The organism is Mesorhizobium sp. P160219 (assembly GCF_057786095.1).
Map to the genome: position 1 here is coordinate 5152872 of NZ_JBYNWG010000001.1, position 22572 is coordinate 5175443.

A 22572-nucleotide genomic window follows, 5' to 3' on the forward strand; every position below is an offset into this window, starting at 1 on the left:
TCATTTGGGAAAGACGGCTGGTCTCGGTCACCGCTAACCATATGTTTATCGGCTCAGCCTATCCGTGATATCGTGCCCCATCTGACGATCGCGCCGATCCGGTCGCGAAGGACGTGCCGTCATGGCCGACAACGAATTGCGAAACAAACACCGGCAGCGCGTGCTGAAAGGCGCGACGATTCTGACCGGCCTCACCAATTCCGAGGTCAAGTGCACGGTGCGCAACATGCATGCCGGCGGCGCCGAGCTGAAAGTGTCTATAGACGCGCGCGTCCCGGACGAGTTCCTGCTCTATGTGCCGGTCGACGGCATCGGCTACAAGGCCATCGTGCGCTGGCGCCGCGACGACCGCATCGGCGTCGAGTTCACCGGCACCGAGCCGAAGCCCCATTGGCACTATGGCTGAGTATCCTGATCGATAAACCGGCATGAAAGAGCCGGCGGATCGCTCCGCCGGCTCTTTGCTCCCAATCCCGACGACTGCGGGTTAGTTCTTGGCCTTGTCGACCAGCTTGTTCTTGGAAATCCAGGGCATCATGGCGCGCAGCTTGGCGCCGACTTCCTCGATCTGGTGGCTGTCATTGTTGCGGCGGATGCCTTTGAAGCGCGACATGCCGGCGCGGTATTCCTGCATCCATTCCGAGGTGAACTTACCGGTCTGGATGTCCTTCAGCACGCGCTTCATCTCGGCCTTGGTCTCGGCGGTGATGATGCGCGGGCCCGAGACATATTCGCCCCATTCGGCGGTGTTCGAGATCGAGTAGTTCATGTTGGCGATGCCGCCTTCATAAATCAGGTCGACGATCAGCTTGACCTCGTGCAGGCACTCGAAATAGGCCATTTCGGGCGCATAGCCGGCTTCCACCAGCGTCTCAAAACCGGCGCGGATCAGTTCGACCAGGCCGCCGCAGAGCACGACCTGCTCGCCAAACAGATCGGTCTCGCATTCCTCGCGGAAATTGGTCTCGATGATGCCCGAACGGCCGCCGCCGACGCCGCAGGCGTAGGACAGAGCGAGATCGAGCGCGTTGCCGGAAGCATCCTGGTTGACGGCGACCAGGCACGGCACGCCGCCGCCCTTCTGGTATTCGCCGCGCACCGTGTGGCCGGGGCCTTTCGGCGCGATCATGACGACATCGACGGTCGACTTCGGCTCGATGAGGCCGAAATGCACGTTGAGGCCGTGCGCGAAGGCAATCGCGGCGCCGTCACGAATGTTTGGCGCGATTTCGTTTTTGTAGATGTCGGCCTGCAATTCGTCAGGCGTCGCCATCATCATCAAATCGGCCCATTTGGCAGCGTCCGCCACGCTCATCACCTTGAGCCCGTCAGCCTCGACCTTCTTGGCGGTCGCCGATCCCGCCTTGAGGCCGATGGCGATTTCCTTGGCGCCGGAATCCTTGAGGTTGAGCGCGTGCGCCCGGCCCTGGCTGCCATAGCCGATAATGGCGACCTTCTTGCCCTTGATCAGATTGAGATCGGCGTCGCGATCGTAATAGACACGCATCTTTTGCTTCCTTCCCGTAGAGATTAGAGGCCTTGCGGCCCGGTTTTTGCTCCATAAAGAGCGAGAAACTGCTGCGTCGCCCGGGCGGCATCGCCGCCGATCGCCGCTTCAGTCAATTCCAGCCTGTCGCCGAGCAGGAGACGGATCTGCACGTCGCGGGCGACCAGCCCGAAAAAGGTCCGGAACGCCATTTCGGCGTCCGTAAAGTCGAGCAGCCCGGCCTGCTTGCCGGCAAGCAGCACCGGCTTCAGCCGTCTGGCCAGCGCGAAACGGCCATTCTCCAGCACGATGGCGCCGAGATCGTCCTTTCCGGATCCGGCATGGCCGACCGCGACGCGGTTCAGCGCGATCGAGGTATCGCTCGAAATCACCTTCAGCCAGTCCGAGGCGAAGCCTTCCAGGCTTGCCGTCAGCGAGGCAAGATCCAGCCGCTCACCGTCGACCGGCACCACGCGCACTTTCGATGCCTGCCACTGCACGGTCGCCGTCAGCAGTCCGTCGCGGTCGCCGAACCATTTGTAGAGCGTTTCCTTCGAGCAGCTGGCGCGGCGCGCCACCGCCGTCATGGTCAGATTGTCGCCCTCCTCGACCAGCAGCCGCAAAGCCGCGTCCAGGACGGCCTTTTGCCGCTCTGTCAGCACTTCGCTGGTATCGATGTCGGCGCTTGCCTGCAACAATTTCCGCCCATTCGATGAGGTCGCCGGGTCGCCTCAAACGGCGTACCGTACGTTACGGTTCGGCATATTGCGCAATCCTATGCTCGACGCAAGGGGTCAGGTAGAAAAATCGTCGACGTGAGAGCCGCCGAGCAAACCACGAGATTCTGACGGATCAATCATCGGCGGGCGGATGGCGCAGCTCTCCAAGCAGGCTCGCCAGTATCTTCAGCTCCTCCGCGGAGAGTTTTGCGCCGACCAATTCCGCAATCGACCGTCCATAGACAGCCCACATCCGTCGCCTGGTCTCACGGCCCTTGGCCGAGATGCGGATGGTTTGGCCGCGGCCGTCGTCGGCAACCCTGAGTTTCTCGACCAGTCCTTCGGCCTCGAGCCGCGCCAGAAGCCGCGAGATATTATACTGCGCAAACAGAGTGCGCTCGGTCAGCTGAAATGGCCGCAGCCCGCCCTCACCCGCCTCGGCGAGTTCATGCAGCACGTCATACCAGTCGAGCGGCGGCAAGCCGCTAGTCTTCAAAGCCTCTTCCGCCTTTTCGATGAGCTGGCGCGAAACCCGCATCAGGCGGGCCCAGGCCTTGACGGCTTCGGGCGAAGGCGTGGTTGTTTTGGCCATGACCCATTCTAGGCGATAGATGCAGTTGCATCAAGCTTGACGGTCAATGCACTTGCATCTATATGCATGCAACTGCATCGATCCGGGAAAGATCCATGAAACACGAAATTTGCAAAGTCGCCGACGTCCCACAGACGGGCAGCCTGATCGCGCCATTCTTCGGCCGCGAGGTCCATATTTGGCGCAGCGGTGAGCGCATCCGCGCCGCCGCCAATGTCTGCCTGCATTTCGGCGGGCCGCTCGACTGCAAGGACGGCAAGCTGGTCTGCCAATGGCACGGCGCCGCCTTCGACATGACATCAGGCGACCGGATCGAAGGTCCGGCGCCAAAAGCGTCGCGACTGATGTTCCTGTCGACGCGCGTCGAGGACGGCGCGTTGAACTATGTCTGGGGAGAGTGACATGCCTGAGAAGAATGAAATGACTGAGAAGAATGAAATGACTGGCAAGCTCATTCTCGTCAGCCATCATCTATGCCCCTATGTGCAGCGCGCGGCGATCTCGCTGGCCGAGAAGGGCGTACCGTTCGAGCGTGTCACCATCGACCTCGCCAACAGGCCGGACTGGTTCAAGGCGATTTCGCCGCTGGGCAAGGTGCCGCTGCTGATCGTCCACGCAAATGGCGAGGAGACGGTGATCTTCGAATCTGCCGTTATTCTCGAATTCCTCGAGGAGACGCAAGCCAATCCTCTGCATCCGGCCGACGCCTACGCCCGTGCCCGGCATCGCGCCTGGATCGAGTTCGGCTCAGCGACATTGAACGCCATCGGCCGGTTCTACTCGGCATCGACGGAGGCCGCCTTCCTGGCGGAATCCGCAGCGCTGTCAGCCATGTTCGATCGTGTCGAGAACGAATTGGCCGACCAGGCCGGACCGTGGTTCAGCGGCCAGCGCTTTTGCCTCGTCGACGCCGTCTACGGCCCGGTCTTCCGCTATCTCGACGCCTTCGACCGGATCGGCAATTTCGGCATTCTGGACGGCAAGCCATTGGTCCAGGCCTGGCGCAAGGCGTTGAGCGAACGCGCCTCGATCAAGGGTGCCGTGGCGCCGGACTATCCGCAGCGGCTGCGTCTATTCCTGCGTGCGAGAAATTCGTTTCTCTCGACCCTGATCCCGCCCGATGATCTGGCCAGTGCACCTCCTCTAGCCCGATCCGCCTGAACGGATCGATCAGCGTGCCGGCCACCATCGAGGCAAGCACGCTTGGCACTGGCGGGATTTTGGCGATGGTTGCCACCAGCCTGTCGCGGAAGAAGGGCAGCATCGTGCCGTCCGACTGGTAGAACGGCGTCAGCGCCAGCGACAGCAGCTGGAAGATCCAAACATGCCATCGCCGCGCCCGGGCGTAGCTTTCCAGCGCTGCCTCGACGTTGCCCGTTTGTGCCAAGGCATGGCTGAGTGCTGCCGCGTCGAGCAGCGCCATGTTGGCGCCTTGCCCGAGCTGCGGGCTGGTCGAATGCGCGGCATCGCCGATCACGGCCAGCCTGCGGCCAGCCGGCAGCTTCATCGTGTGGTGGCCGTAGCGCGCCAGCGACAGCTGGTCGAAGCTGTCGATCTGGCTGGTGAACGCCTCGCACTGCGGCCACAGCGAGACCAGTCTCGCCTTCCATGCGTCGAGCCCTGCCGCGCGCACGTTTTCGGCATCCGCCGGCTTCAGGCTCCAGAAGAACGCCGCCATCTTTTCCCCGCCCGGTTCCGGTCGGCCGATCGGCAGGACGCCGATCATCACGCTGGCCTTGTCGTAGCGCTGCAGCAGCGCATTTTCGTCGAAGCCTTGGCGCCAGCCGAGCGAGGCCCAGAACGCGCCGTAAGTGAGCTGCCGCGGCTGGGCCGGATCGTTGAGGCACCGGCGCAGCTTCGAACGCGAGCCGCTGGCGTCGACCACGAGGTCGAACGGCCCTGCCCTGCGGCCCCCCACCGTTCGGCTCTTGTCGAAGATCAGGATCGCCCGCTCACCGACGTCCAGCGTCTCGATCTCAACACCGGTTTCGATGGCGATGCCTTGGCGCTGCGCGGCGCGAAACAACATGTTGAACAACGCCGCCCGGTGCACCGCCAGCCCGAAACGGCCGCCAGGCTGCGCATCGTAGCGCACGGCGAGCACGGTGCGGCCGCTCGAGGCATCGGCGCCATGCAGACGCTCGATGCGGCTCCCCAGCGCCAGAATGTCGTCGAGCAGGCCGAGATCGGCGAGCACGCTCAGCCCGGTCGGCTGCAGGATCAGTCCGGAACCGACGGGCTTGGGTTCCTCGAAACGTTCGAAGATGGTGACGTTGTGGCCCGCGCGCTTGAGATAGAGCGCGGTGGCGAGCCCCGCCGGGCCGGCGCCCGCAATCGCGATGTCGAGAGATTTTTCCATTGCCCGCCCAACTACTGGCCGGACAATCCTTCAGCGCCATTGTCAAATCAAGCCTTTGCTGCATGGACCAAAATATCAGCCACCGGCGTCGAAGGCAGCGCGCGCCTTGCGCACCGCACCATGGTTGAGTTCGGCCCACAGGATCAATTGATGCAAGGCGCCGAACATCGAACGGCCGAGATCGGTCAGGCTGTATTCGACGCTTGGCGGCTTGGTCGGGAACACTTCGCGATGAACAAAGCCGTCGCGCTGCAGATCGTGGAGCGTCTGGGTGAGCATGCGCTGCGAGATGTCGGGCACCAGGCGCCGCAACTCGCCGAAACGATAGGGTTGCTCTGCGAGCGCCGCCATCAGCAGCGAACTCCATTTGCCGTTCACGCCCTGCATCACGTCGCGAACCGGGCAATCGGCAATGTTTGCGCCATCGCTGGTGGCTTTGAATATATTGAGCTTGGTTCTCAGATTGACGACCTTGCCGTCCATGGCTGCTGGTTCCCTGGCGGTGCCTACCTCCCTAAAAACTGCCTTCTTTACGGTGGCCGGTCAATTCTTATTTTAGTGCTGGTCTCTTTTTGAGACTGTCAGAAGCACCCGCCACCCGGCGCAATTTCAGGATCCCCCATGACCGCAACCCTTCTCGTCACCGGCGCTTCCGGCCAGCTTGGCCGCGGCGTCATCAACCACCTGCTGGACACATTAAAGATCCCCGCAAACCGCATCATCGCCACCACCCGTACACCCGCCAACCTTGCCGATCTGGCGGCGCGCGGCGTCGTCGTCAGAGCCGCTGACTTCAACGACCCGCAATCGCTTGCCGAGGCCTTCGCGGGAGCCGACCGGGCACTCGTCATCTCGACCAACGAACTTGAGGTACAGGGGAAGCGGCGCGAGCAGCAGCTTGCGGCGGTGACGGCGGCCAAACAGGCTGGCGTCGGCCACCTGCTGTACACCTCGATGCCCAACCCCGAGCCTGGTTCGCCGGTTGTTTTCGCGCCCGACCACTACGACACCGAACAGGCGGTCAAGGCGAGCGGGATCCCCTACACGATATTCCGCAATGGCTGGTATAACGAGAACCTGTTCATGGCGTTGCCGCAGGTTCTGGCGTCGGGTCAGTGGTACACCTCTGCCGGCGACGGCGCCATTTCCTACGGCACGCGTGACGATTTCGCGGCGGCGATCGCAGCGGGGCTCGCCTCGGACAGCAGCGAAAGCGCGACTTACACGCTCACCGGCCCCAGTGCGTATACGGCTGCCGAAGTGGCGGCGTTGGTCACCGAGGTCACCAGCAAGCCGATCAAGGTCATCCAGCTTTCCGACGAAGCCCTGACCGAGGGAATGAAGTCGGCCGGCCTGCCTGAACCCTTCGCCAAGGTGCTGGTTTCATTCGACGCCGCCGCCCGCGCCGGTGACCTCGGCATGGTGACCGACGCGGTCGAAAAACTCTCCGGCCGAAAGTCGGTGCCGCTGAAGCAGTTTCTGGAGACGAACAAGGCTGCACTGGCCGGCTGAAAGCTGCCATTGCGGGACGCCGAGCCCTTAAGGTTCGGCCTCCCGCACAATTACTTACGTCGCTTGACCAGTCCCAGCCGGATCAGGCTTTCGCCCGTGGCAATCAAAGCATCTTCGCGCGAGCGTGGCGCCCAGCCGAGCACGCGCACCGCCTTGGCGTTGGTGGCGTTCTTGATCTTGCCCAGTTCCGTTGCGAGTTGTGCCGCTTCCGGATTGAACAGCCCGATGATGCGCACCAGCCAATCGGGAAACTCCCGCGTCGAGACGCGCGACGCCGCCGGCCCGAGCCGCGTATTCAGGGTCTGCGCGATCTCGCGCACCGTCATGAAATCGCCGGCGACAGCCAGGAACCGTTCGCCCTTGGCGGCGGGGTGGGTCATGGCGCGAACATGCAGATCCGCCACGTCGCGCGCGTCGACGACGCCGAAGGACAGGCGCGGCAGCCCAGGCACGGCGCCGTTCAGCATGCGCTGGACAAATTCGGTCGAGGTCGAATGGTCCGCGCCGAGCACCGGTCCAAAGATGCCAACGGGATTGACGACCGCAAGCTCCAGCGCGCCGCCCTGCTCGGCGATGAAATCCCAGGCCGCGCGCTCGGCGAGCGTCTTGGACTTCACATAGGCGCTGACCTTGCCTGCCGGATCGGTCCAGTTTTCCTCGTTGAAAGGCTGCCCATCCGCGCGCATCTTGCCATAGCCGACGGCCGCGAAGGATGAGGTGAGCACGACGCGCCTGACCCCGGCATCCCGCGCCGCCCGCAGCACGCGCAACGCGCCCTCGCGCGCCGGAAGGATCAGGTCATCCTCATGCGTGGGCACGCCGGGCGGAAAAGGCGATGCGACATGCAGCACGTAATCGCAGCCGGCCACCGCCGCCGGCCAGCCTGCGTCGGCCATCAGATCGGCATGGGCGAATGAAAGGGCGTCACCGGGCTCCGTGCTACCTGCCTTGAGCATGGCGAGCACATCGGCTTCGCGCCTGGCCGATCGCACGGAGGTGCGGACGCGGTAGCCGGCCTTCAACAGTTCGAGGATGCAGTGAGCGCCGAGGAAGCCGGACCCGCCGGTGACCAGCACCAATTCGCCGCTCATATTAGCCTCCTCGACGATTTATCCCTTCGAGACCCCTCAGATCGCCACCTGCGTGCCGATCTCGACCACACGTCCGGTCGGGATCTGGAAATACTCCGTCGCATCGGCCGCCGAGCGGGCGAGCCCGATGAACAGCTTGTCCTGCCACACCGGCATGCCGGAATTGGGCGATGCCTTGAGCGAGCGCCGCGACAGGAAGAACGACGTCGTCATGATGTCGAACTTCCAGCCCTGCTTGCGGCAGATCGCCAGCGCGCGCGGAATGTTGGGCTGCTCCATATAGCCGAAGGTCAGCGTCACCCGCATGAACAACTCGTTGACTGTCTCCATCTTGACCCGCTCGCTGTCGGGCACCAGCGGCTGCGGGGCGGTGACCACCGACAGAATGACGTTCTGCTCGTGCAGCACCTTGTAGTGCTTCAGGCTGTGCATCAGCGCTGTCGGCGCGCTTTGCGGATCGCTGGTCAGGAACACGGCGGTGCCGGACACCAGCTGCGGCTTCTTCTTCAGCAGATTGCCGGCGAGGAAATCGAGCGGGATTTCGTTGCGCCGGGTCTTGTCGAACAGATAGCGGCTGCCGCGCACCCAGGTCCACATCGCCAGAACGATGGTGAAGGCCACCGCAAGCGACGCCCAGCCGCCCTCGAACACCTTCACGATGTTGGAGGCGAAGAAGCCGATGTCGATGAAGCCGAACAGCGCCGTCATGGCGACCGCCACCCACAGCCGCCATTTCCAGATGCGGGTCATGACGACGAACAGCAGCACCGTCGTCACCAACATGTTGCCGGTCACCGAGATGCCATAGGCGGAGGCGAGCTTGCTCGACTCGCCGAAACCGACGACCAGCAACATCACCGCCAACGCCAGCAAAACATTGACGCGCGGCATGTAGATCTGGCCCGACTGCCGTTCCGACGTGTGCAGGATTTCGAGGCGCGGCAGCATATTGAGCTGCACCGCCTGCCGGGTCAGCGAGAAGGCGCCGGAGATCACCGCCTGGCTGGCGATAACCGTCGCGGCAGTGGCCAGCACCACCATCGGGATCAGCGTCCAGCCTTCGTTCATCTCGAAGAATGGGTGGCCGACGTGACCGTTCTTCGCCAGCACGAAAGCGCCCTGCCCGGCATAGTTTAGCAGCAGGCAGGGAAACACGATGGCCAGCCAGGCGAGCACGATGGGCTTGCGGCCGAAATGGCCCAGATCGGCATAAAGCGCTTCGGCACCGGTGACGGCGAGGAAGATGGCGCCGATGGTCACGAAGGCGACATCGGGCGAATTGATCAGGAAGGCGACGATGTAGTGCGGGCTGACCGCCCACAGGATTTCGGGATCGGCGATGATGTGGTTCAAGCCCGAAAGACCGATAGCCAGGAACCAGACCGCCGTGATCGGCCCGAAGATCAGCGCCACACCGCCGGTCCCGAAGCGCTGCACCGAAAACAGGATCGCAAGGATGACCAGCGTCAGCGGCACGACGTAGGGCTGGAAGGTCGGGGTAACGACATTCATGCCTTCAACCGCCGAAAGCACCGAGATTGCCGGCGTGATGACGGCGTCACCGAAGAACAATGACGCGCCGACAATACCGATGGCCAGGATGATCGCCGAGCGGGTCGGGAAACTGCCGCGCGCCAGTGCCATCAGCGACAGCACGCCGCCCTCGCCTCGGTTGTCGGCTCTGAGCACAAACATGATGTATTTGATGGTGACGATAATCGTCAACGACCAGATGATCAGCGACAGCACGCCCAGAATATCGCCGCGCTCGGCGATTTCGCCGCCGGAGGACGCAACAAGCGCTTCCCGGAAGGCGTAGATCGGGCTGGTGCCGATGTCGCCATAGACCACACCGAGCGCGCCCAGCATCAGAACTTTGGTGCTGTGCTGTTCGATTTCGGGATGGCTCGATTGTTCGACGGGTTCTGCCTCAATACCAGCATTGGTAAGGGCCATGGACGACACTCCGATAAGCGCGCGGTGCTCTACGCTTGCTGCGATGCAATATCAAGTGCCGTGACGGTAGGGCTACCATGTTCCCAGCGCAGGGCTTGCCCCGCAATGACCGGTGCGTGGCGTCAAAGGCTGCCGGAAACCTCAGATCGCCACCTGCGTGCCGATCTCGACCACACGTCCGGTCGGGATCTGGAAATACTCCGTCGCATCGGCCGCCGAGCGGGCGAGCCCGATGAACAGCTTGTCCTGCCACACCGGCATGCCGGAATTGGGCGATGCCTTGAGCGAGCGCCGCGACAGGAAGAACGAAGTCGTCATGATGTCGAACTTCCAGCCCTGCTTGCGGCAGATCGCCAGCGCGCGCGGAATGTTGGGCTGCTCCATATAGCCGAAGGTCAGCGTCACCCGCATGAACAACTCGTTGACTGTCTCCATCTTGACCCGTTCGCTGTCGGGCACCAGCGGCTGCGGTGCGGTGACCACCGACAGAATGACGTTCTGCTCGTGCAGCACCTTGTAGTGCTTCAGGCTGTGCATCAGCGCTGTCGGCGCGCTTTGCGGATCGCTGGTCAGGAACACGGCGGTGCCGGACACCAGCTGCGGCTTCTTCTTCAACAGATTGCCGGCGAGGAAATCGAGCGGGATTTCGTTGCGCCGGGTCTTGTCGAAGAGATAGCGGCTGCCGCGTATCCAGGTGGTCATGATCAGCCCCATGAGGCAGGCAACGGATATTGACACCCATCCGCCTTCCACGATCTTGACGACATTCGCCAGGAAGAAACCCATGTCGATGGTGCCGAACAGCAGCGCCAATGCCAGGGCGAGCCCAAGCTGCCATTTCCACAAATTGCGCATGACAACGAACAGCAGAATGGTTGTCATCAGCATCTCGCCGGTCACCGAAATTCCGTAAGCGGAAGCCAGCGAACTCGAGCTGCCGAAGCCGACAACCAGCAGCATCACTCCCAGGGCGATGAGCAGGTTGACGCGCGGCATATAAATCTGGCCGCTCTGCATTTCGGACGTGTGCTGCACCTCGATGCGGGGCAGCAGGTTGAGTTGCACTGCCTGGCGTGCCAGCGAAAAAGCACCCGAGATCACCGCCTGACTGGCGATCACGGTGGCGGCCGTTGCCAAGCCGACCATTGGCATCAGCGCCCAATCCGGCAACATCTCGAAGAATGGATTGGTCGGCCTGCCGCCATTCGCCAATACAAAGGCGCCCTGGCCGAAGTAGTTGAGCAGCAGGCAAGGAAACACCACGGAAAACCACGCGAGCACGATCGGCTTGCGCCCGAAATGTCCAAGGTCGACATAAAGCGCCTCGGCCCCCGTTACCGCCAGGAACACTGCACCAACGGTCACGAAAGCGGCGGTCGGCGTGCCGGCTAAGTAGGCGATCGCATAATACGGGTTGATCGCCAACAGCACCGAAGGATCGTCCATCAGGTGGTAGAGCCCGGAAACGCCGATGGCCAGGAACCATAGCGCCGTCACCGGCCCGAATACTGCCGCCACCTTCCCCGTGCCGAAGCGCTGCACGGAGAACAGAAATGCCAGGATGACCAAGGTGATCGGAACGACATAGGCCTCCAGCGTCGGTGTCACCACTTCCAGGCCCTCAACTGCCGACAGCACGGAAATGGCCGGAGTTATGATAGCGTCTCCGAAAAAAAGCGACGCCCCGCAAAGTCCGATGCCGAGGATAAGCTTGGCGCCTTTTGGATAGGCGCTGCGCGCCAGCGCCATCAGGGACAGCGTGCCGCCCTCGCCCTTGTTGTCGGCGCGAAGCACGAAAGCGACGTATTTTATGGTGACGATAATCGTCAGCGCCCAGACGATCAGCGACAGCACGCCCAGGACATCTATACGCGTGTCGGTACCAGGCGAAGCGTGAAGCGCCTCGCGGAAGGCATAGATCGGGCTGGTGCCGATATCGCCATAGACGACGCCAAGCGCGCCCAGCATCAGAACTTTGGTGCTGTGCTGTTCAGTGTGGGAGTGGTTCGGTTGTTCGACGGGTTCAGCCTCGCTACCGATGCTGGAAAGAGCCATCGACTACTCCCCGATCACCGCGCGGTGCGCCTTGCTTGCTGTCATGCGATATCACCTTCGACACGAGCCTTCCACCGCTACCAACCGCAAGCCTTCAGAAACCGCCCCACCGTGCCGGCCATGCCATACTCCAACGCATCGGCTGTCAACCCGTGTCCGATAGACACTTCGGCCAATGCCGGAATGCGCTTTGCCAATGCCGGAAGGTTGTTCACCACCAGATCGTGCCCGGCATTGACCTGGAGCCCGGCGGCGAGTGCGGCATCCGCGGTTTTTCCCAATCTTTCCAGCTCCTTCCGCGCCTTGGCGGAATCGGAATGGTAGCTGCCGTAGGGCCCGGTATAGAGCTCGATGCGGTCGGCGCCGGTGTCGCGCGCGGCATTGACGCCGGTGGGATCCGGATCGGAAAACAGCGACACGCGGAAGCCCCCTTTTTTCAGACGCTTGACGATCGGGATAAGGAACGCCGCCTCGGCGGCAAAGTTCCAGCCATGGTCCGATGTCGCCTGCGCCGGATCGTCGGGCACCAGCGTCACCTGCTCCGGCTGGTGCCTTTCCACAAGCGCCAGAAAATCCTCGGTCGGGTAGCCCTCGATGTTGAATTCCGCCTTGGGAAACTCGTCGTCGATCAGCGCCCGGATCTCCGGCAGGTCGGAATGCCTGGTGTGGCGCTCGTCGGGCCGCGGATGAACCGTCAGCCCGTGCGCGCCGGCCGCCAGCGCCAGGCGGCCGAGCCCGGTGACGCTCGGCCACGGCAGGTCGCGGCGGTTGCGCAGCATGGCGATGGCGTTGAGATTGACCGAGAGTTTCGCGGGCATGGCGTGAGGTCCGGCTGTTTGTGCAGCGCATCTATACTGCCTTTGATGGGAACAGACAGGGGCTTTCGGGTGTTCCAGTGATGACATCTGCTCGCAAGGGGGAACCCAGCCAATGAATTTTCTCCAATCCGTGCCCGCGATCCGCCGCCTCGAAACCAACCGTGAGGACCTTTTCGCCATCGACGTCGTCGGCCATGTATCGGCCGCCGACGGCGAAAATCTGTTCGGATTGCTGGAGGCTGCCTACGCGCTGCACCCGAGGATCGACGTCTTGGTGCGGCTGGTCGACCATGAGGGCGTCGACTGGATCGATATGGACGACGAGACGCTGAAACAAGGTACGGTTCATGCGCTAGAGCATATCGCCCGGTGCGCGACGATCGGTGAGCCGGACTGGATAGCGGATGCGCGGAACTTCCTTCCGGCTTCGCCACCCATCGAGTTCAGGCACTTCGCGGCCGAGGACGAAGCGGATGCCTGGCAATGGCTGGGTGCGACGCCACTCAGCCCTGCTGCGCCGGCTGCTACCTGACGCCGGCTATCTAACGCCAGCTATCCAACGCCAGTTATCTAACAATCGTCAGCCGCTCTGCCGCCCGCGTGATGGCGGTATAAAGCCAGCGCTGGCGGGTTTCCTTGAACGCCCAGCTCTCGTCGAACAGCACGACGTCGTTCCACTGCGAACCCTGCGCCTTGTGCACGGTCAGCGCGTAGCCATAGTCGAAATCGTCAAAGCGCTTCTTCTGCTGCCAGGGGATATCGGCGTCCGGATCCTCGAAAGCCGACTTGAGCAGCTTGATCTTGGCGACGCCGCGGTCGGGATCGTCCTCCTCGGGCGAGACCAGAAGGTTGATGCCCGGCTTCACCGTCTCGCGCGACGAGGTCATCACCTTCCACAGCGAACCGTTGAGCAGGCCCTTGGCGGGGTCGTTGCGCAGGCAGACCAGCTTGTCGCCGGCCTGCGGATAATCGGCATTGAAACCCTTCAGCTCGCGCAGGCGCTGATTGTAGCGGCGGCGTGTGCGGTTGGTGCCGACCAACACCTGGTCCGCCTTCAGCACCAGCTCCTGGGTGACGTCCTCCTTGCCGATGACCTGCGCGGTGCCGTAGTCGCCGCGCATGAACTCGCGGCCCTCGCGCACGTCGAGCGCCAGCTGGATAATCGGATTGTCGCGCGCCTGGCGGTGGATTTCGGTCAAGAGCACATCCGGCTCATGCTCGGTGAAAAAGCCGCCGCCCGAGATCGGCGGCAGCTGCGCCGGATCGCCAAGCACCAGGATCGGCGTGCCAAAACTCAGAAGGTCGCGGCCAAGCTGCTCGTCGACCATCGAGCATTCGTCGATGACCACCAGCTTCGCCCGTGAAATAGGGCTTTGCCGGTTGAGCGAGAAGGTCGGCGACATCGAGGTCTTGCCCGTCACCTCGTCCGACACCGATTCCTCGCCCTTCGGCCGGTAGATCAACGAATGGATGGTGCGAGCATTGACCGCGCCCTTGGAACGCAGCACCTGCGCCGCCTTGCCGGTGAAGGCGGCGAACTGCACCTGCCCGTCGACATGCTCGGCAAAATAGCGCGCCAGCGTGGTCTTGCCGGTGCCGGCATAGCCGAACAGCCGGAAGACCTGCGGCCGGCCCTCTTTCAGCCAGCGCGCCACCGCTTTCAGAGCCTCGTCCTGTTGGGGGGAGAATTCCATCGGTTCGACAGACCGGATTCGCGAGAGAAAGACAAGCTTGGTGCTAACACCGCTTAAAACGATGGGATTGCCTCACCTTCAACGGGACAAACTAGCAGGCGCAAATGCGAACGTAAAGTGAACATGCAAGCGGATAACGAACGATTTGAATTCAGGCATTTGAACCTAGATCGGGCAATGCCACTATCACGGACATGATCGAGATGCAGATCGGCGCAGACACCTATAAGCGAGGATATTGATGAGGTCGTTCGCAGACAGGCTGATCGGAAAGTCGATAAAGAAGATCGAAATCGGCGAACCTGGTTATGGCATCGTTGTCTCCTTGTCGGATGACGCAGGGTTCGCGATATATACCGAGGTCACGGCCTGTCTGAGTGACGAAAATGCCAGAACCATAGACGTGTTACCATCAGCGACGAGCAAGTGATCCTCCACTTGGGTGACAACGACTTCGTCGCCATTTCCAAAAACCGTGGCCGCTTCGCCGTCGTTGAGGCGTTTGTCTATGGGGACGACGAACGCATGGTCGTCGAAAATTAGTTGCATCGGCCGCCAGATTTCAAACACCAACCACAGGCGGACTATATGTTCGCGCCGCCGCCGCTACCTCTGGTCGGCCCGGGATCGTTCTCCAACAAAATCGGCTTGCCGTGCGGGGTTGCATGCGCGGCGCGTTCCCAGGCGGCGGCGAGCGTGTCGACGTCACTTTTTCCCGCGACGCCCTTGGCCGCCAGCAGCGTCTCCAGCGCAGCCAGCCAATGCTCGTAATAATCGTGGCCATCGCTTGCGGCGCCCGGCTTGTTCACTTGCGCCGACAGCGCATCGGCCCATTCGGCCCAGGAAAACAGGCCCTTGTCGTGCAGCGCCACCGTCATGGCGAAGGCTTCGGCCTGCCAGGGTTCGGCGAATACCGGTTCGTCCAGACCCGCCGGCAGTGCACCTTCAGGCCGGCTCAAGATAGCTCTCCCAGGCATCGATCGAGACGGTCAGAGTCGGGTCGGCGCCCTCGCCCCAGATTTCCGAGCCATCGAAGACCACGGTATAGACCCATTGCGGGTTTTCACCGTTGCCATGCGCGTTGCTGTCGGGGAACACAAAACCGTCACGCACGGCCTCGACAACTCCGTGCTTGCCGCGCGCATAACGCGGCAGCCTCGTGTGGGCGGTGGGATTGAAATTCCTTGTCCGCACCGGGTCGCCGGCCTTGAAGCGCGGCGCCGTCTCGACCGGCCGGTCGCAGGGACTGCCCTTGGCCAGCACCGCCGGAACGTTTTCGGCCTTCAACACCCTTTTGGGCGTCGCCGCCGGATCGACCGCCCGACCTTCCGTCAGATCGCGCTCGCTGACGAAGCCATGGCGCTTCAGCAGCACCTCGAGCGCTTTGATCCATATCTGGTAGTAGCTTGAGGAATAATAGACGGCCGGATGCAGCGATTCCCTGGCGTGCCGGCTCTCGTCGATGTTCCACGCGCCCATGGCGCCGGCAGTCAGCGTCACGCCGAGCGCCCGCCTCTCCCAATCCGCATGAAAATACGGTTCGTCCTTTTCGGGCGCGACCGGCCCGAAACCCATCTGCCCACCGAGATCCTGCGGCCCGTTCATGCCGGTACCTTCTTTGTCCCGGGTTCTTTGGCCACCGCCGTGCCGATCATCGCATCGCGGCTGACCAGTTCGGCGAGTTGGTCCTCACTCCAGCCTTCGGTACCGTCAGGCCGCATCGGCACCACGAGATAGCGCAGTTCGGCAGTCGAATCCCAGACGCGGATGTTTTTCTCCGCCGGCAAGGTCAGCCCGAACTCCTCCAGCACGCCGCGCGGATCGATCACGGCGCGCGAGCGATAGGGCGGCGCCTTGTACCAGACCGGCGGCAGGCCGAGCACCGACCACGGATAGCAGGAGCACAGCGTGCAGACGACGAGGTTGTGCGTCTCGTCCGTGTTGAACACCGCCTGCATGTGCTCGCCCTGGCGGCCGGTGTAGCCCAGCGAGGTGATCGCCGCAGTCGCGTCGCGCTTCAGCCACTCGGCAAAGGCCGGATCGCTCCAGGCTTTCGCCACCGCCCTGGCGCCGTTGCGCGGCCCGATCTTGGTCTCGTAGGTGTCGACGATGACGTCGATCGCCGCCGGATCGATCAGGCCTTTTTCGGTGAGGATGGTCTCCAGCGCGCGCACGCGCGCCGCAAATGGGTCGAGCTCATTGTCGTGGTCATGATCATGGGACATGACCCTCAGATTAGGATCGGCGGCACGCGGCCGCAAGCATGACAGCTTGGGCCACGGGCTATCGCCTATTCGGCGGCGGCCCTTTGCGGCTCGAGCCGATCCTCGGGAGCGAACAGCGAGGCCTGCTCGCCGCTCTCGACCGCATGCAGCTCCGGCCTGTTCTTTTTCCAAGAGAAGAAGCTCACCAGCCAGCCGGAGAAATTCTCGAAATAGACATAGATGACAGGGGTGACGAACAGCGTCAGCGCCTGCGACGCCATGAGACCGCCAACCACCGCGACACCGAGCGGCTGGCGCAGCTCAGCACTGGCGCCGGTGCCGAGCGCGATCGGGAACGTGCCCATCAGCGCCGCCAACGTCGTCATCATGATCGGCCTGAAACGCATCAGGCACGCCTTGTGTATGGATTCCTTGGCCGACATGCCTTCTCGTCGCAGCTCCAGCGCGACGTCGACCATCATGATGCCGTTCTTCTTGACGATGCCGATCAGCATCAGGATGCCGATCACCGCGATCACCGACAGGTCCATGCCGGCAAAGCGCAGCGCGACCACCGCGCCCAGCACCGCCGAAGGCAGGCCGGTCAGAATGGTCAGCGGATGGATAAAGCTCTCATAGAGGATGCCGAGTACGATATAGATGGTCAGAACGGCGCCGCCGATCAGCAGGCCCTGATTGGCCAGCGAATCCTGGAAGGTCTTGGCGGTGCCGGCAAAGCTGGTCGAAATCGCCGGCGGCATGCCGATCTGCTCCTTCAGCGCGGCGATGCGGGCCGTGCTGTCGCCCAGCGCCACGCCTTGCGGCAGGTTGTAGGAGATGGTCACCGCGGGCAGCTGGCCGAGCTGGTTGACCGTCAGCGCGCCGGCGGTGCGGTCGACGCGGGCAAAGGCGCCGAGCGGCACCAGGCTGCCGCTTGCCGTCCTGACCTGGATGGCCAGCATGCGCTCGGGCGACCATTCGATGTTGGGATCGAGCTCCATGATGACTTCGTAGCTGTCGGCCGAGCCGAAGATCGTCGAGACCTGCTCCGTGCCGAAGCCGCCATAGAGACTGGAGCGCAGCGTGTCGGTGTCGATGCCGAGCGAGGCCGCCTTGTCGCGATCGACCACCAGCGTCGCCTGCAATGAATTGTTCTGCAAATCGCTGGTGACGTCGGTGAAATTCGCATGATCGGCCGCCATCGCATCGTCGAGCTTTTGCGCCCATGTGTCGGTCAGGCCGGTATCGAGGCCCTGAACGACGAGCTGGTAGGCGCTGGCGGAAGAACGCGCGCCAAGTCGCAGGTTCTGCACCGGCTGCATATAGGCATCGATCCCCGGCACGACGGCCAGCTGCCGCCGCAGATCCGACAGTACCTTATCGATGTCGGGGCGCTGGCTCTTGTCCTTCAGCTGCACATAGAGCTGGCCCTGGTTCAGCGCATTGTTGCCGCCGCCGGCTGACCAGGCCACATGCGAGACATAGGGCGAACGCGAGAAGACACTTGCCGCCTGGTTCTGCAGCTTGACCATGGCGTCGTAGGAGATGTCCTGCCTGGCGATCGTCGTCACCGAGATCTGGCCGATATCCTCTTGCGGGAAAAAGCCTTTCGGCGAGACTTCGATCAGCCACACCGACCCTGCCGCCGTGCCGACAAAAACGAGGAACACCAGGAAAGTGTGGCGCAGGCAGAATGTCAGAAGCCGATCATAGCCGCGGGTGACGAAGTCCTGCTTGTGGCCGGGGGCGTGCTTGTCGCGATCGGCCTTGGTCACCGACAGCAGCCTTGAGCACAGCATCGGCGTCAGCGTCAGCGAGACGAACATCGAGGCAAGGATCGCGACCGTCACCACGACGGCGAATTCGTTGAAGATGCGGCCGATGACGCCGCCCATTAGAAGCACGGGGATGAACACCGCCACCAGCGAGATCGAGATCGAGATGATGGTGAAGCCGATTTCGCGCGCGCCCTTCAGCGAGGCATCGAAGGCCGAGAGACCGTCCTCCTCCATGTGGCGAAAGATGTTTTCCAGCATGACGATGGCGTCGTCGACGACGAGGCCGACTGCGAGCGTCAGTCCCATCAGCGAGATGTTGTCGATGGAGAAGCCGAACAGGAACATGGCGCCGAGCGTCGCGATCAACGAGATCGGCACCGCCACGGCCGGAATGATGGTTGCAGTCACCCGGCGCAGGAAGACGAAGATCACCATCACCACCAAAGCGATGGTCAGAAGCAGCGTGAACTGGACGTCGTCGACGGCCTGGCGGATCGAGGTCGAACGGTCGTTGAGCAGCTTGATGTCGGCGGCGGCCGGCATTTGGTCCTTGAACGACGGCAGCATCGCCTTGACCTTGTCGACGACGTCGACCGTGTTGGCGTCGGGCTGGCGCTGCACCGCCAGGATGATGGCGCGCGTGCCGTCATACCAGCTTGCAGTCGTCGTGGTCTCGACCGAGTCGATGACGCGCGTCACCTCGCCCAGCCGCACCGGATGGCCGTTCTTGGTGGCGATGATGAGGTTGGAGAACCCGGCGGCATCGGTGAGCTGCGTATTGGCCGTGATGGTCAGCTGCTGCTTGTCGTTCTGCAAGACGCCGAGCGGCGTGTTGGAGTTGGCCGACGCGATTGCCGTCTGCAGCTGGTCGATCGAAATGCCGCGCGCCGCCAGCGCCGTCGGGTCGATCTGCACGCGCACCGCATATTTCTGCTGGCCGAAGATCGACACCTGCGCAACGCCGTCGATGGTCGACAGCGAGGGCGAGATGACGTTTTCGGCGAAGGCGTCGAGGTCGGTGAGCGGAACCGTGTCGCTGACCAGCGACATCAGAAGGATCGGCGCGTCGGCCGGATTGACCTTGCGATAGCTCGGCGGCGCTGTCATCTCGGGCGGCAGTTGCCGCTGCGTGCGTGCGATCGCCGCCTGCACGTCGGCGGCCGCCGCGTCGATATCCCGGTTGAGCACGAACTGGATGGCAATGGACGTGCGTCCCAGCGAATTGCTGGTCGAGATGGAATCGATGCCGGCAATGGTGGCGAACTGCTTGATCAGCGGCGTCGCCACCGAAGTGGCCATGGTTTCGGGTGACGCGCCGGCCAGGTTGGCCGAGACATTGACGACCGGGAATTCGGCGCTCGGCAGCGCCGCCACCGGCAGGAACTTGTAGGCAAACAGCCCGCCCAGCACGAGGGCGAACGACATCAGCAGCGTCGCGACAGGCCTTCTTATGCAGAATTCTGAGATCATTGGGCAGCTCCGCCGGCTTTGTCGGCTTCCGCCAACTTGGGCGCTGCCTGACCGCCGGCAGTTGCCTTGCCTTCATGCACGCTGGCGCCGTCCTTCAGCCTGGTTTGGCCCTCGACGACAACCTTCTCGCCTGACTTGACGCCCTCGCTGATGGCGCTGTTTTCGCCTTCGGTCAGCGCCACCTGCACAGGCCGCATCTCGACCGTGTTGTCCGGCTTGACGACATAGACGAACGGCCCCTTCTGGCTGGGCTGGATCGCGACCGTCGGGATGGATGGCATCTGCGGCATGATGCCGGCGTCGAGCACGACATTCACATATTGGCCGGGCCACAGTGAAAGATCGGCATTGGGAATGCTCGCCCGGGTCGCGATGGTGCCGGATGCGGTGTCGACGCTGGAATCGACGAAGTCGAGCGTGCCCTTGCCGATCGGCGTCGGATCGCCATCCTTGGTCAGCGTCACCGCGCCTTGCTGCGGGTTGGCCAGCGCCTTGTGCAGCAGCGCCAGGTTACTCTCCGGCAGGTTGAAGTTGACTTGCAGCGGATCCATCTCGGTGATCGTCACCAGCGGCGTGGCCGTGCTCGAGTTGCCGTTGCTCAAGGTGACCAGGTCACCGACCGAAACGTTGACGGCGCCCAGCCGGCCGGCAATCGGCGCCTTGATGCTGGCGAAGCCGAGCTGGACATTGTCGGCGTCGATCGTCGCCTTGTCGGCGTCCACGGTCGCCGCGGCAGCCTTTTGCGCCGCCACCGCCTGATCGTAGGTCTGCTGCGTGCCGGCCTGCTTGGCGACGAGATCCTTGGCGCGCTGGAGGTCGGAGCCCGAACTGGTCAGCAGGGCCTGGTCCTTGGCGAGCGTCGCCTGATCCTTGGCAAGCTGCGCCTTGAGCGCCCGGTCGTCGAGCGAGAACAGCAGGTCGCCGGCCTTCACCATCTGGCCGTCCTTGACGTCGATCGATACGATCTGGCTGGACACGCGGGCGTTGATGTTGACCACGGCCGGCGACGACACGAAGCCGATGGCATAGCGGCGGATCGGGAAATCGGCTGTCGTCGCGGTGGCGGAAACGATCGAGGCCGAACGAGCGCCATTGCCGCCTGCACCGGATTTGCCGCCAGCATTGTCGGCCGAAGCCTTGTCCGATCCAACCGGCTTGTCCGCTGCTGCCGTCTGCCTGGCGCCCGGCAGCATCTGCTGCAGACTGCTCGTCGCCGCCGGCGAAAAATAGACCCATGCCGCGGCGACACAGGCCGCTGCCACCACCACCGCCAGAACGACTTTTCCGCGCATCGACTAAAAGCCCTATGATCCGACACGCCGAACCCGGTGGTCTCATTCTACCCAATCACGGCGCCTTGCCGCGATCTCGCCGAAGTAGATAGGACGCACATTTGTCGGAAAAGGGCCAAAACACGGCATTACGAAGATTTAATGTGCACTGCACAATGACTATGCAGCCGGCTCAGCAGTCGGAAAACCAGCCAGGATGCGGTTGAGATTTCAGGCCGGATGCGTCTATTTCAGCATCGGCCAGAGCGTCGCCGCCAAGAGCACGCCCATGGCGATGTTGAACCATTTCAGCCGCACCGGATCCGACAGGAATCCGCGCAGCGCCGTGCCGAAGCCGGCCCACACCGAGACGCTCGGCAGGTTGACGACGGTGAAGGCGATCGCGATCAGCGCCACCGACAGGAACGGGTGGTCCGGATTGGAGTAGACGGCCATGGCGGTGATCGCCATCACCCAGGCTTTCGCATTGACCCACTGGAATGCGGCTGCCTCGATGAAGCGCATCGGCCGTGCCTCCGTCTCACCCTTGCTGGACAGCGAGCGCGACATGGCGATCTTCCAGGCGAGATAGAGCAGATAGGCAGCGCCGGCGATCTTCAATCCGGTGTGCAGGGCCGGAAACGCCGTCAGCACCGCGCCCAGGCCAAAGCCGACGGCAAGCAACAGCACCAGGAAACCCATGCTGATGCCCAGCATATGCGGAATGGTTCTGACGAGGCCGAAATTCACGCCCGACGCCAAGAGCATGAGGTTGTTCGGCCCCGGCGTGATCGAGGTCACGAAGGCGTAGACCAAAAGGGCAAGGAAAGCGTCGAGGGTCATGACGGCTCACAAAGGTCAGCAATACTGACTTAAATCGACAGGGCGCTGGACGCAACCTCATTCCATTGGTCCAAAGCGCCCCGCCGCGCGCATGAAGGCCTACATCCCCTGCGGGCCCCGGTTCATCGCCGCCACGCCGGTGCGGCAGATCTCGATCAGGCCGAGCGGCTTCATGATGGCGATGAACTGGTCGAGCTTCGAACCCTTGCCGGTAATCTCGAAGATGAAGTGCTCGGTGTTGGCGTCGATGACCGAAGCGCGAAAAGCGTCCGCCAGACGCAGCGCCTCGACGCGGGCTTCGCCGGTGCCGGCGACCTTGACCAGCGCCAACTCGCGTTCCAGCGGCCGCTCCTGGCCGAACTCGTGCGAGCGCACGGTGAGATCGACGACGCGATGCACCGGCACGATGCGTTCGAGCTGGTGCTTGATCTGCTCCAGCACATGCGGCGTGCCGCGCGTCACGATGGTGATGCGTGACAGGTGCTTCTCGTGTTCGGTCTCGGAGACGGTGAGGCTCTCGATGTTATAACCGCGGCCGGAAAACAGGCCGATGACCCGGGCAAGCACGCCGGGCTCATTGTCGACCAGAACGGAGAGCGTGTGGTTCTCCGGCTTTTCCGTTTCCTTGGCGATGAAATAGGCGGAGCCGGTCGGTTGAAGCTGTGCGTTCATGACATGAATCTCGATTTCAGACTTTGAGCTAATTCTCTGTTTGCGCACGGCT

Annotated in this window: 21 protein-coding genes and 1 pseudogene; 5 read left to right on the forward strand and 17 right to left on the reverse strand. The window is 62.9% G+C overall.

Annotated elements, in window-relative coordinates; translation table 11 throughout:
- Positions 1–121: 121 nt before the first annotated feature.
- Positions 122–406: a PilZ domain-containing protein gene (locus AC3EMP_RS25045; RefSeq protein ID WP_023685169.1), complete on the forward strand. Its 285-nt coding sequence runs from the start codon at positions 122–124 to the stop codon at positions 404–406.
- Positions 407–487: 81 nt separating this feature from the next.
- On the opposite strand, the gene ilvC is transcribed toward AC3EMP_RS25045, so the two are convergent.
- The 3 genes from ilvC to AC3EMP_RS25060 form a co-directional block, all read right to left on the reverse strand.
- Positions 488–1507 carry a ketol-acid reductoisomerase gene (gene ilvC / locus AC3EMP_RS25050; protein ID WP_013531065.1) on the reverse strand — a complete coding sequence of 340 codons (1020 nt, stop codon included), beginning with the start codon at positions 1505–1507 and terminating at the stop codon, positions 488–490.
- Positions 1508–1530: 23 nt separating this feature from the next.
- On the reverse strand, positions 1531–2181 hold the full coding sequence (locus tag AC3EMP_RS25055) for a TetR/AcrR family transcriptional regulator (RefSeq protein WP_444849000.1): 651 nt from the start codon (positions 2179–2181) through the stop codon (positions 1531–1533).
- Between the two features lie 157 nt (positions 2182–2338).
- On the reverse strand, positions 2339–2797 hold the full coding sequence (locus AC3EMP_RS25060; RefSeq protein WP_023698360.1) for a MarR family winged helix-turn-helix transcriptional regulator: 459 nt from the start codon (positions 2795–2797) through the stop codon (positions 2339–2341).
- Positions 2798–2892: 95 nt separating this feature from the next.
- Here AC3EMP_RS25060 and AC3EMP_RS25065 point away from each other — a divergent pair, with 95 nt between their 5' ends.
- Together AC3EMP_RS25065 and AC3EMP_RS25070 are read left to right on the forward strand one after the other, a co-directional pair.
- A complete protein-coding gene (locus tag AC3EMP_RS25065) occupies positions 2893–3198 on the forward strand; it encodes a Rieske (2Fe-2S) protein (RefSeq protein ID WP_023690332.1) in 306 nt (101 codons plus the stop codon).
- A gap of 1 nt (position 3199) precedes the next feature.
- Positions 3200–3934, forward strand: a pseudogene (locus AC3EMP_RS25070) (glutathione S-transferase family protein); the annotation flags it as partial.
- Here the strand turns inward: AC3EMP_RS25070 and AC3EMP_RS25075 are convergent.
- Both AC3EMP_RS25075 and AC3EMP_RS25080 read right to left on the reverse strand, forming a co-directional pair.
- A complete protein-coding gene (locus tag AC3EMP_RS25075) occupies positions 3828–5156 on the reverse strand; it encodes an FAD-dependent oxidoreductase (protein ID WP_023714295.1) in 1329 nt (442 codons plus the stop codon). The pseudogene AC3EMP_RS25070 and the gene AC3EMP_RS25075 overlap by 107 nt on opposite strands.
- 75 nt (positions 5157–5231) lie before the next feature.
- Positions 5232–5639, reverse strand: coding sequence for a winged helix-turn-helix transcriptional regulator (locus AC3EMP_RS25080; protein ID WP_023690335.1), 408 nt, complete (start codon positions 5637–5639; stop codon positions 5232–5234).
- A gap of 138 nt (positions 5640–5777) precedes the next feature.
- Here AC3EMP_RS25080 and AC3EMP_RS25085 point away from each other — a divergent pair, with 138 nt between their 5' ends.
- Positions 5778–6668, forward strand: a complete 891-nt coding sequence (locus AC3EMP_RS25085; protein ID WP_023714294.1) for an SDR family oxidoreductase — start codon at positions 5778–5780, stop codon at positions 6666–6668.
- Positions 6669–6718: 50 nt separating this feature from the next.
- Here AC3EMP_RS25085 and AC3EMP_RS25090 read toward each other — a convergent pair whose 3' ends face one another.
- The 4 genes from AC3EMP_RS25090 to AC3EMP_RS25105 form a co-directional block, all read right to left on the reverse strand.
- The gene (locus tag AC3EMP_RS25090; RefSeq protein WP_023714293.1) at positions 6719–7759 is read right to left on the reverse strand and encodes an SDR family oxidoreductase; all 1041 of its coding nucleotides are present in this window, start codon (positions 7757–7759) and stop codon (positions 6719–6721) included.
- 36 nt (positions 7760–7795) lie between these two features.
- Positions 7796–9715 carry a potassium transporter Kup gene (locus tag AC3EMP_RS25095; RefSeq protein ID WP_286459217.1) on the reverse strand — a complete coding sequence of 640 codons (1920 nt, stop codon included), beginning with the start codon at positions 9713–9715 and terminating at the stop codon, positions 7796–7798.
- Between the two features lie 141 nt (positions 9716–9856).
- On the reverse strand, positions 9857–11770 hold the full coding sequence (locus AC3EMP_RS25100; RefSeq protein WP_023823130.1) for a potassium transporter Kup: 1914 nt from the start codon (positions 11768–11770) through the stop codon (positions 9857–9859).
- Between the two features lie 77 nt (positions 11771–11847).
- On the reverse strand, positions 11848–12588 hold the full coding sequence (locus AC3EMP_RS25105; protein WP_023690926.1) for a pyridoxine 5'-phosphate synthase: 741 nt from the start codon (positions 12586–12588) through the stop codon (positions 11848–11850).
- Positions 12589–12700: 112 nt separating this feature from the next.
- Between AC3EMP_RS25105 and AC3EMP_RS25110 the strand changes: the two genes are divergently transcribed.
- Positions 12701–13120: a SpoIIAA family protein gene (locus tag AC3EMP_RS25110; RefSeq protein ID WP_023690925.1), complete on the forward strand. Its 420-nt coding sequence runs from the start codon at positions 12701–12703 to the stop codon at positions 13118–13120.
- 34 nt (positions 13121–13154) lie between these two features.
- Here AC3EMP_RS25110 and AC3EMP_RS25115 read toward each other — a convergent pair whose 3' ends face one another.
- From AC3EMP_RS25115 to ilvN, 8 genes are all read right to left on the reverse strand, one after another.
- A complete protein-coding gene (locus tag AC3EMP_RS25115) occupies positions 13155–14282 on the reverse strand; it encodes an ATP-dependent DNA helicase (protein ID WP_023668361.1) in 1128 nt (375 codons plus the stop codon).
- A gap of 584 nt (positions 14283–14866) precedes the next feature.
- Positions 14867–15241, reverse strand: a complete 375-nt coding sequence (locus tag AC3EMP_RS25120; RefSeq protein ID WP_023690922.1) for a nitrile hydratase accessory protein — start codon at positions 15239–15241, stop codon at positions 14867–14869.
- A complete protein-coding gene (nthB, locus tag AC3EMP_RS25125; protein WP_023690921.1) occupies positions 15228–15887 on the reverse strand; it encodes a nitrile hydratase subunit beta in 660 nt (219 codons plus the stop codon). Before nthB ends, AC3EMP_RS25120 begins: the two co-directional genes overlap by 14 nt.
- Positions 15884–16507: a nitrile hydratase subunit alpha gene (gene nthA, locus AC3EMP_RS25130; RefSeq protein WP_023690920.1), complete on the reverse strand. Its 624-nt coding sequence runs from the start codon at positions 16505–16507 to the stop codon at positions 15884–15886. Before nthA ends, nthB begins: the two co-directional genes overlap by 4 nt.
- A gap of 65 nt (positions 16508–16572) precedes the next feature.
- A complete protein-coding gene (locus AC3EMP_RS25135; protein WP_352712326.1) occupies positions 16573–19734 on the reverse strand; it encodes an efflux RND transporter permease subunit in 3162 nt (1053 codons plus the stop codon).
- On the reverse strand, positions 19731–21026 hold the full coding sequence (locus AC3EMP_RS25140) for an efflux RND transporter periplasmic adaptor subunit (protein ID WP_023699030.1): 1296 nt from the start codon (positions 21024–21026) through the stop codon (positions 19731–19733). Before AC3EMP_RS25140 ends, AC3EMP_RS25135 begins: the two co-directional genes overlap by 4 nt.
- A gap of 225 nt (positions 21027–21251) precedes the next feature.
- Positions 21252–21848, reverse strand: a complete 597-nt coding sequence (locus AC3EMP_RS25145) for a LysE family translocator (RefSeq protein ID WP_023682076.1) — start codon at positions 21846–21848, stop codon at positions 21252–21254.
- A 99-nt stretch (positions 21849–21947) separates the two neighbouring features.
- Positions 21948–22520, reverse strand: coding sequence for an acetolactate synthase small subunit (gene ilvN / locus AC3EMP_RS25150; protein ID WP_352712328.1), 573 nt, complete (start codon positions 22518–22520; stop codon positions 21948–21950).
- Positions 22521–22572: the final 52 nt, after the last annotated feature.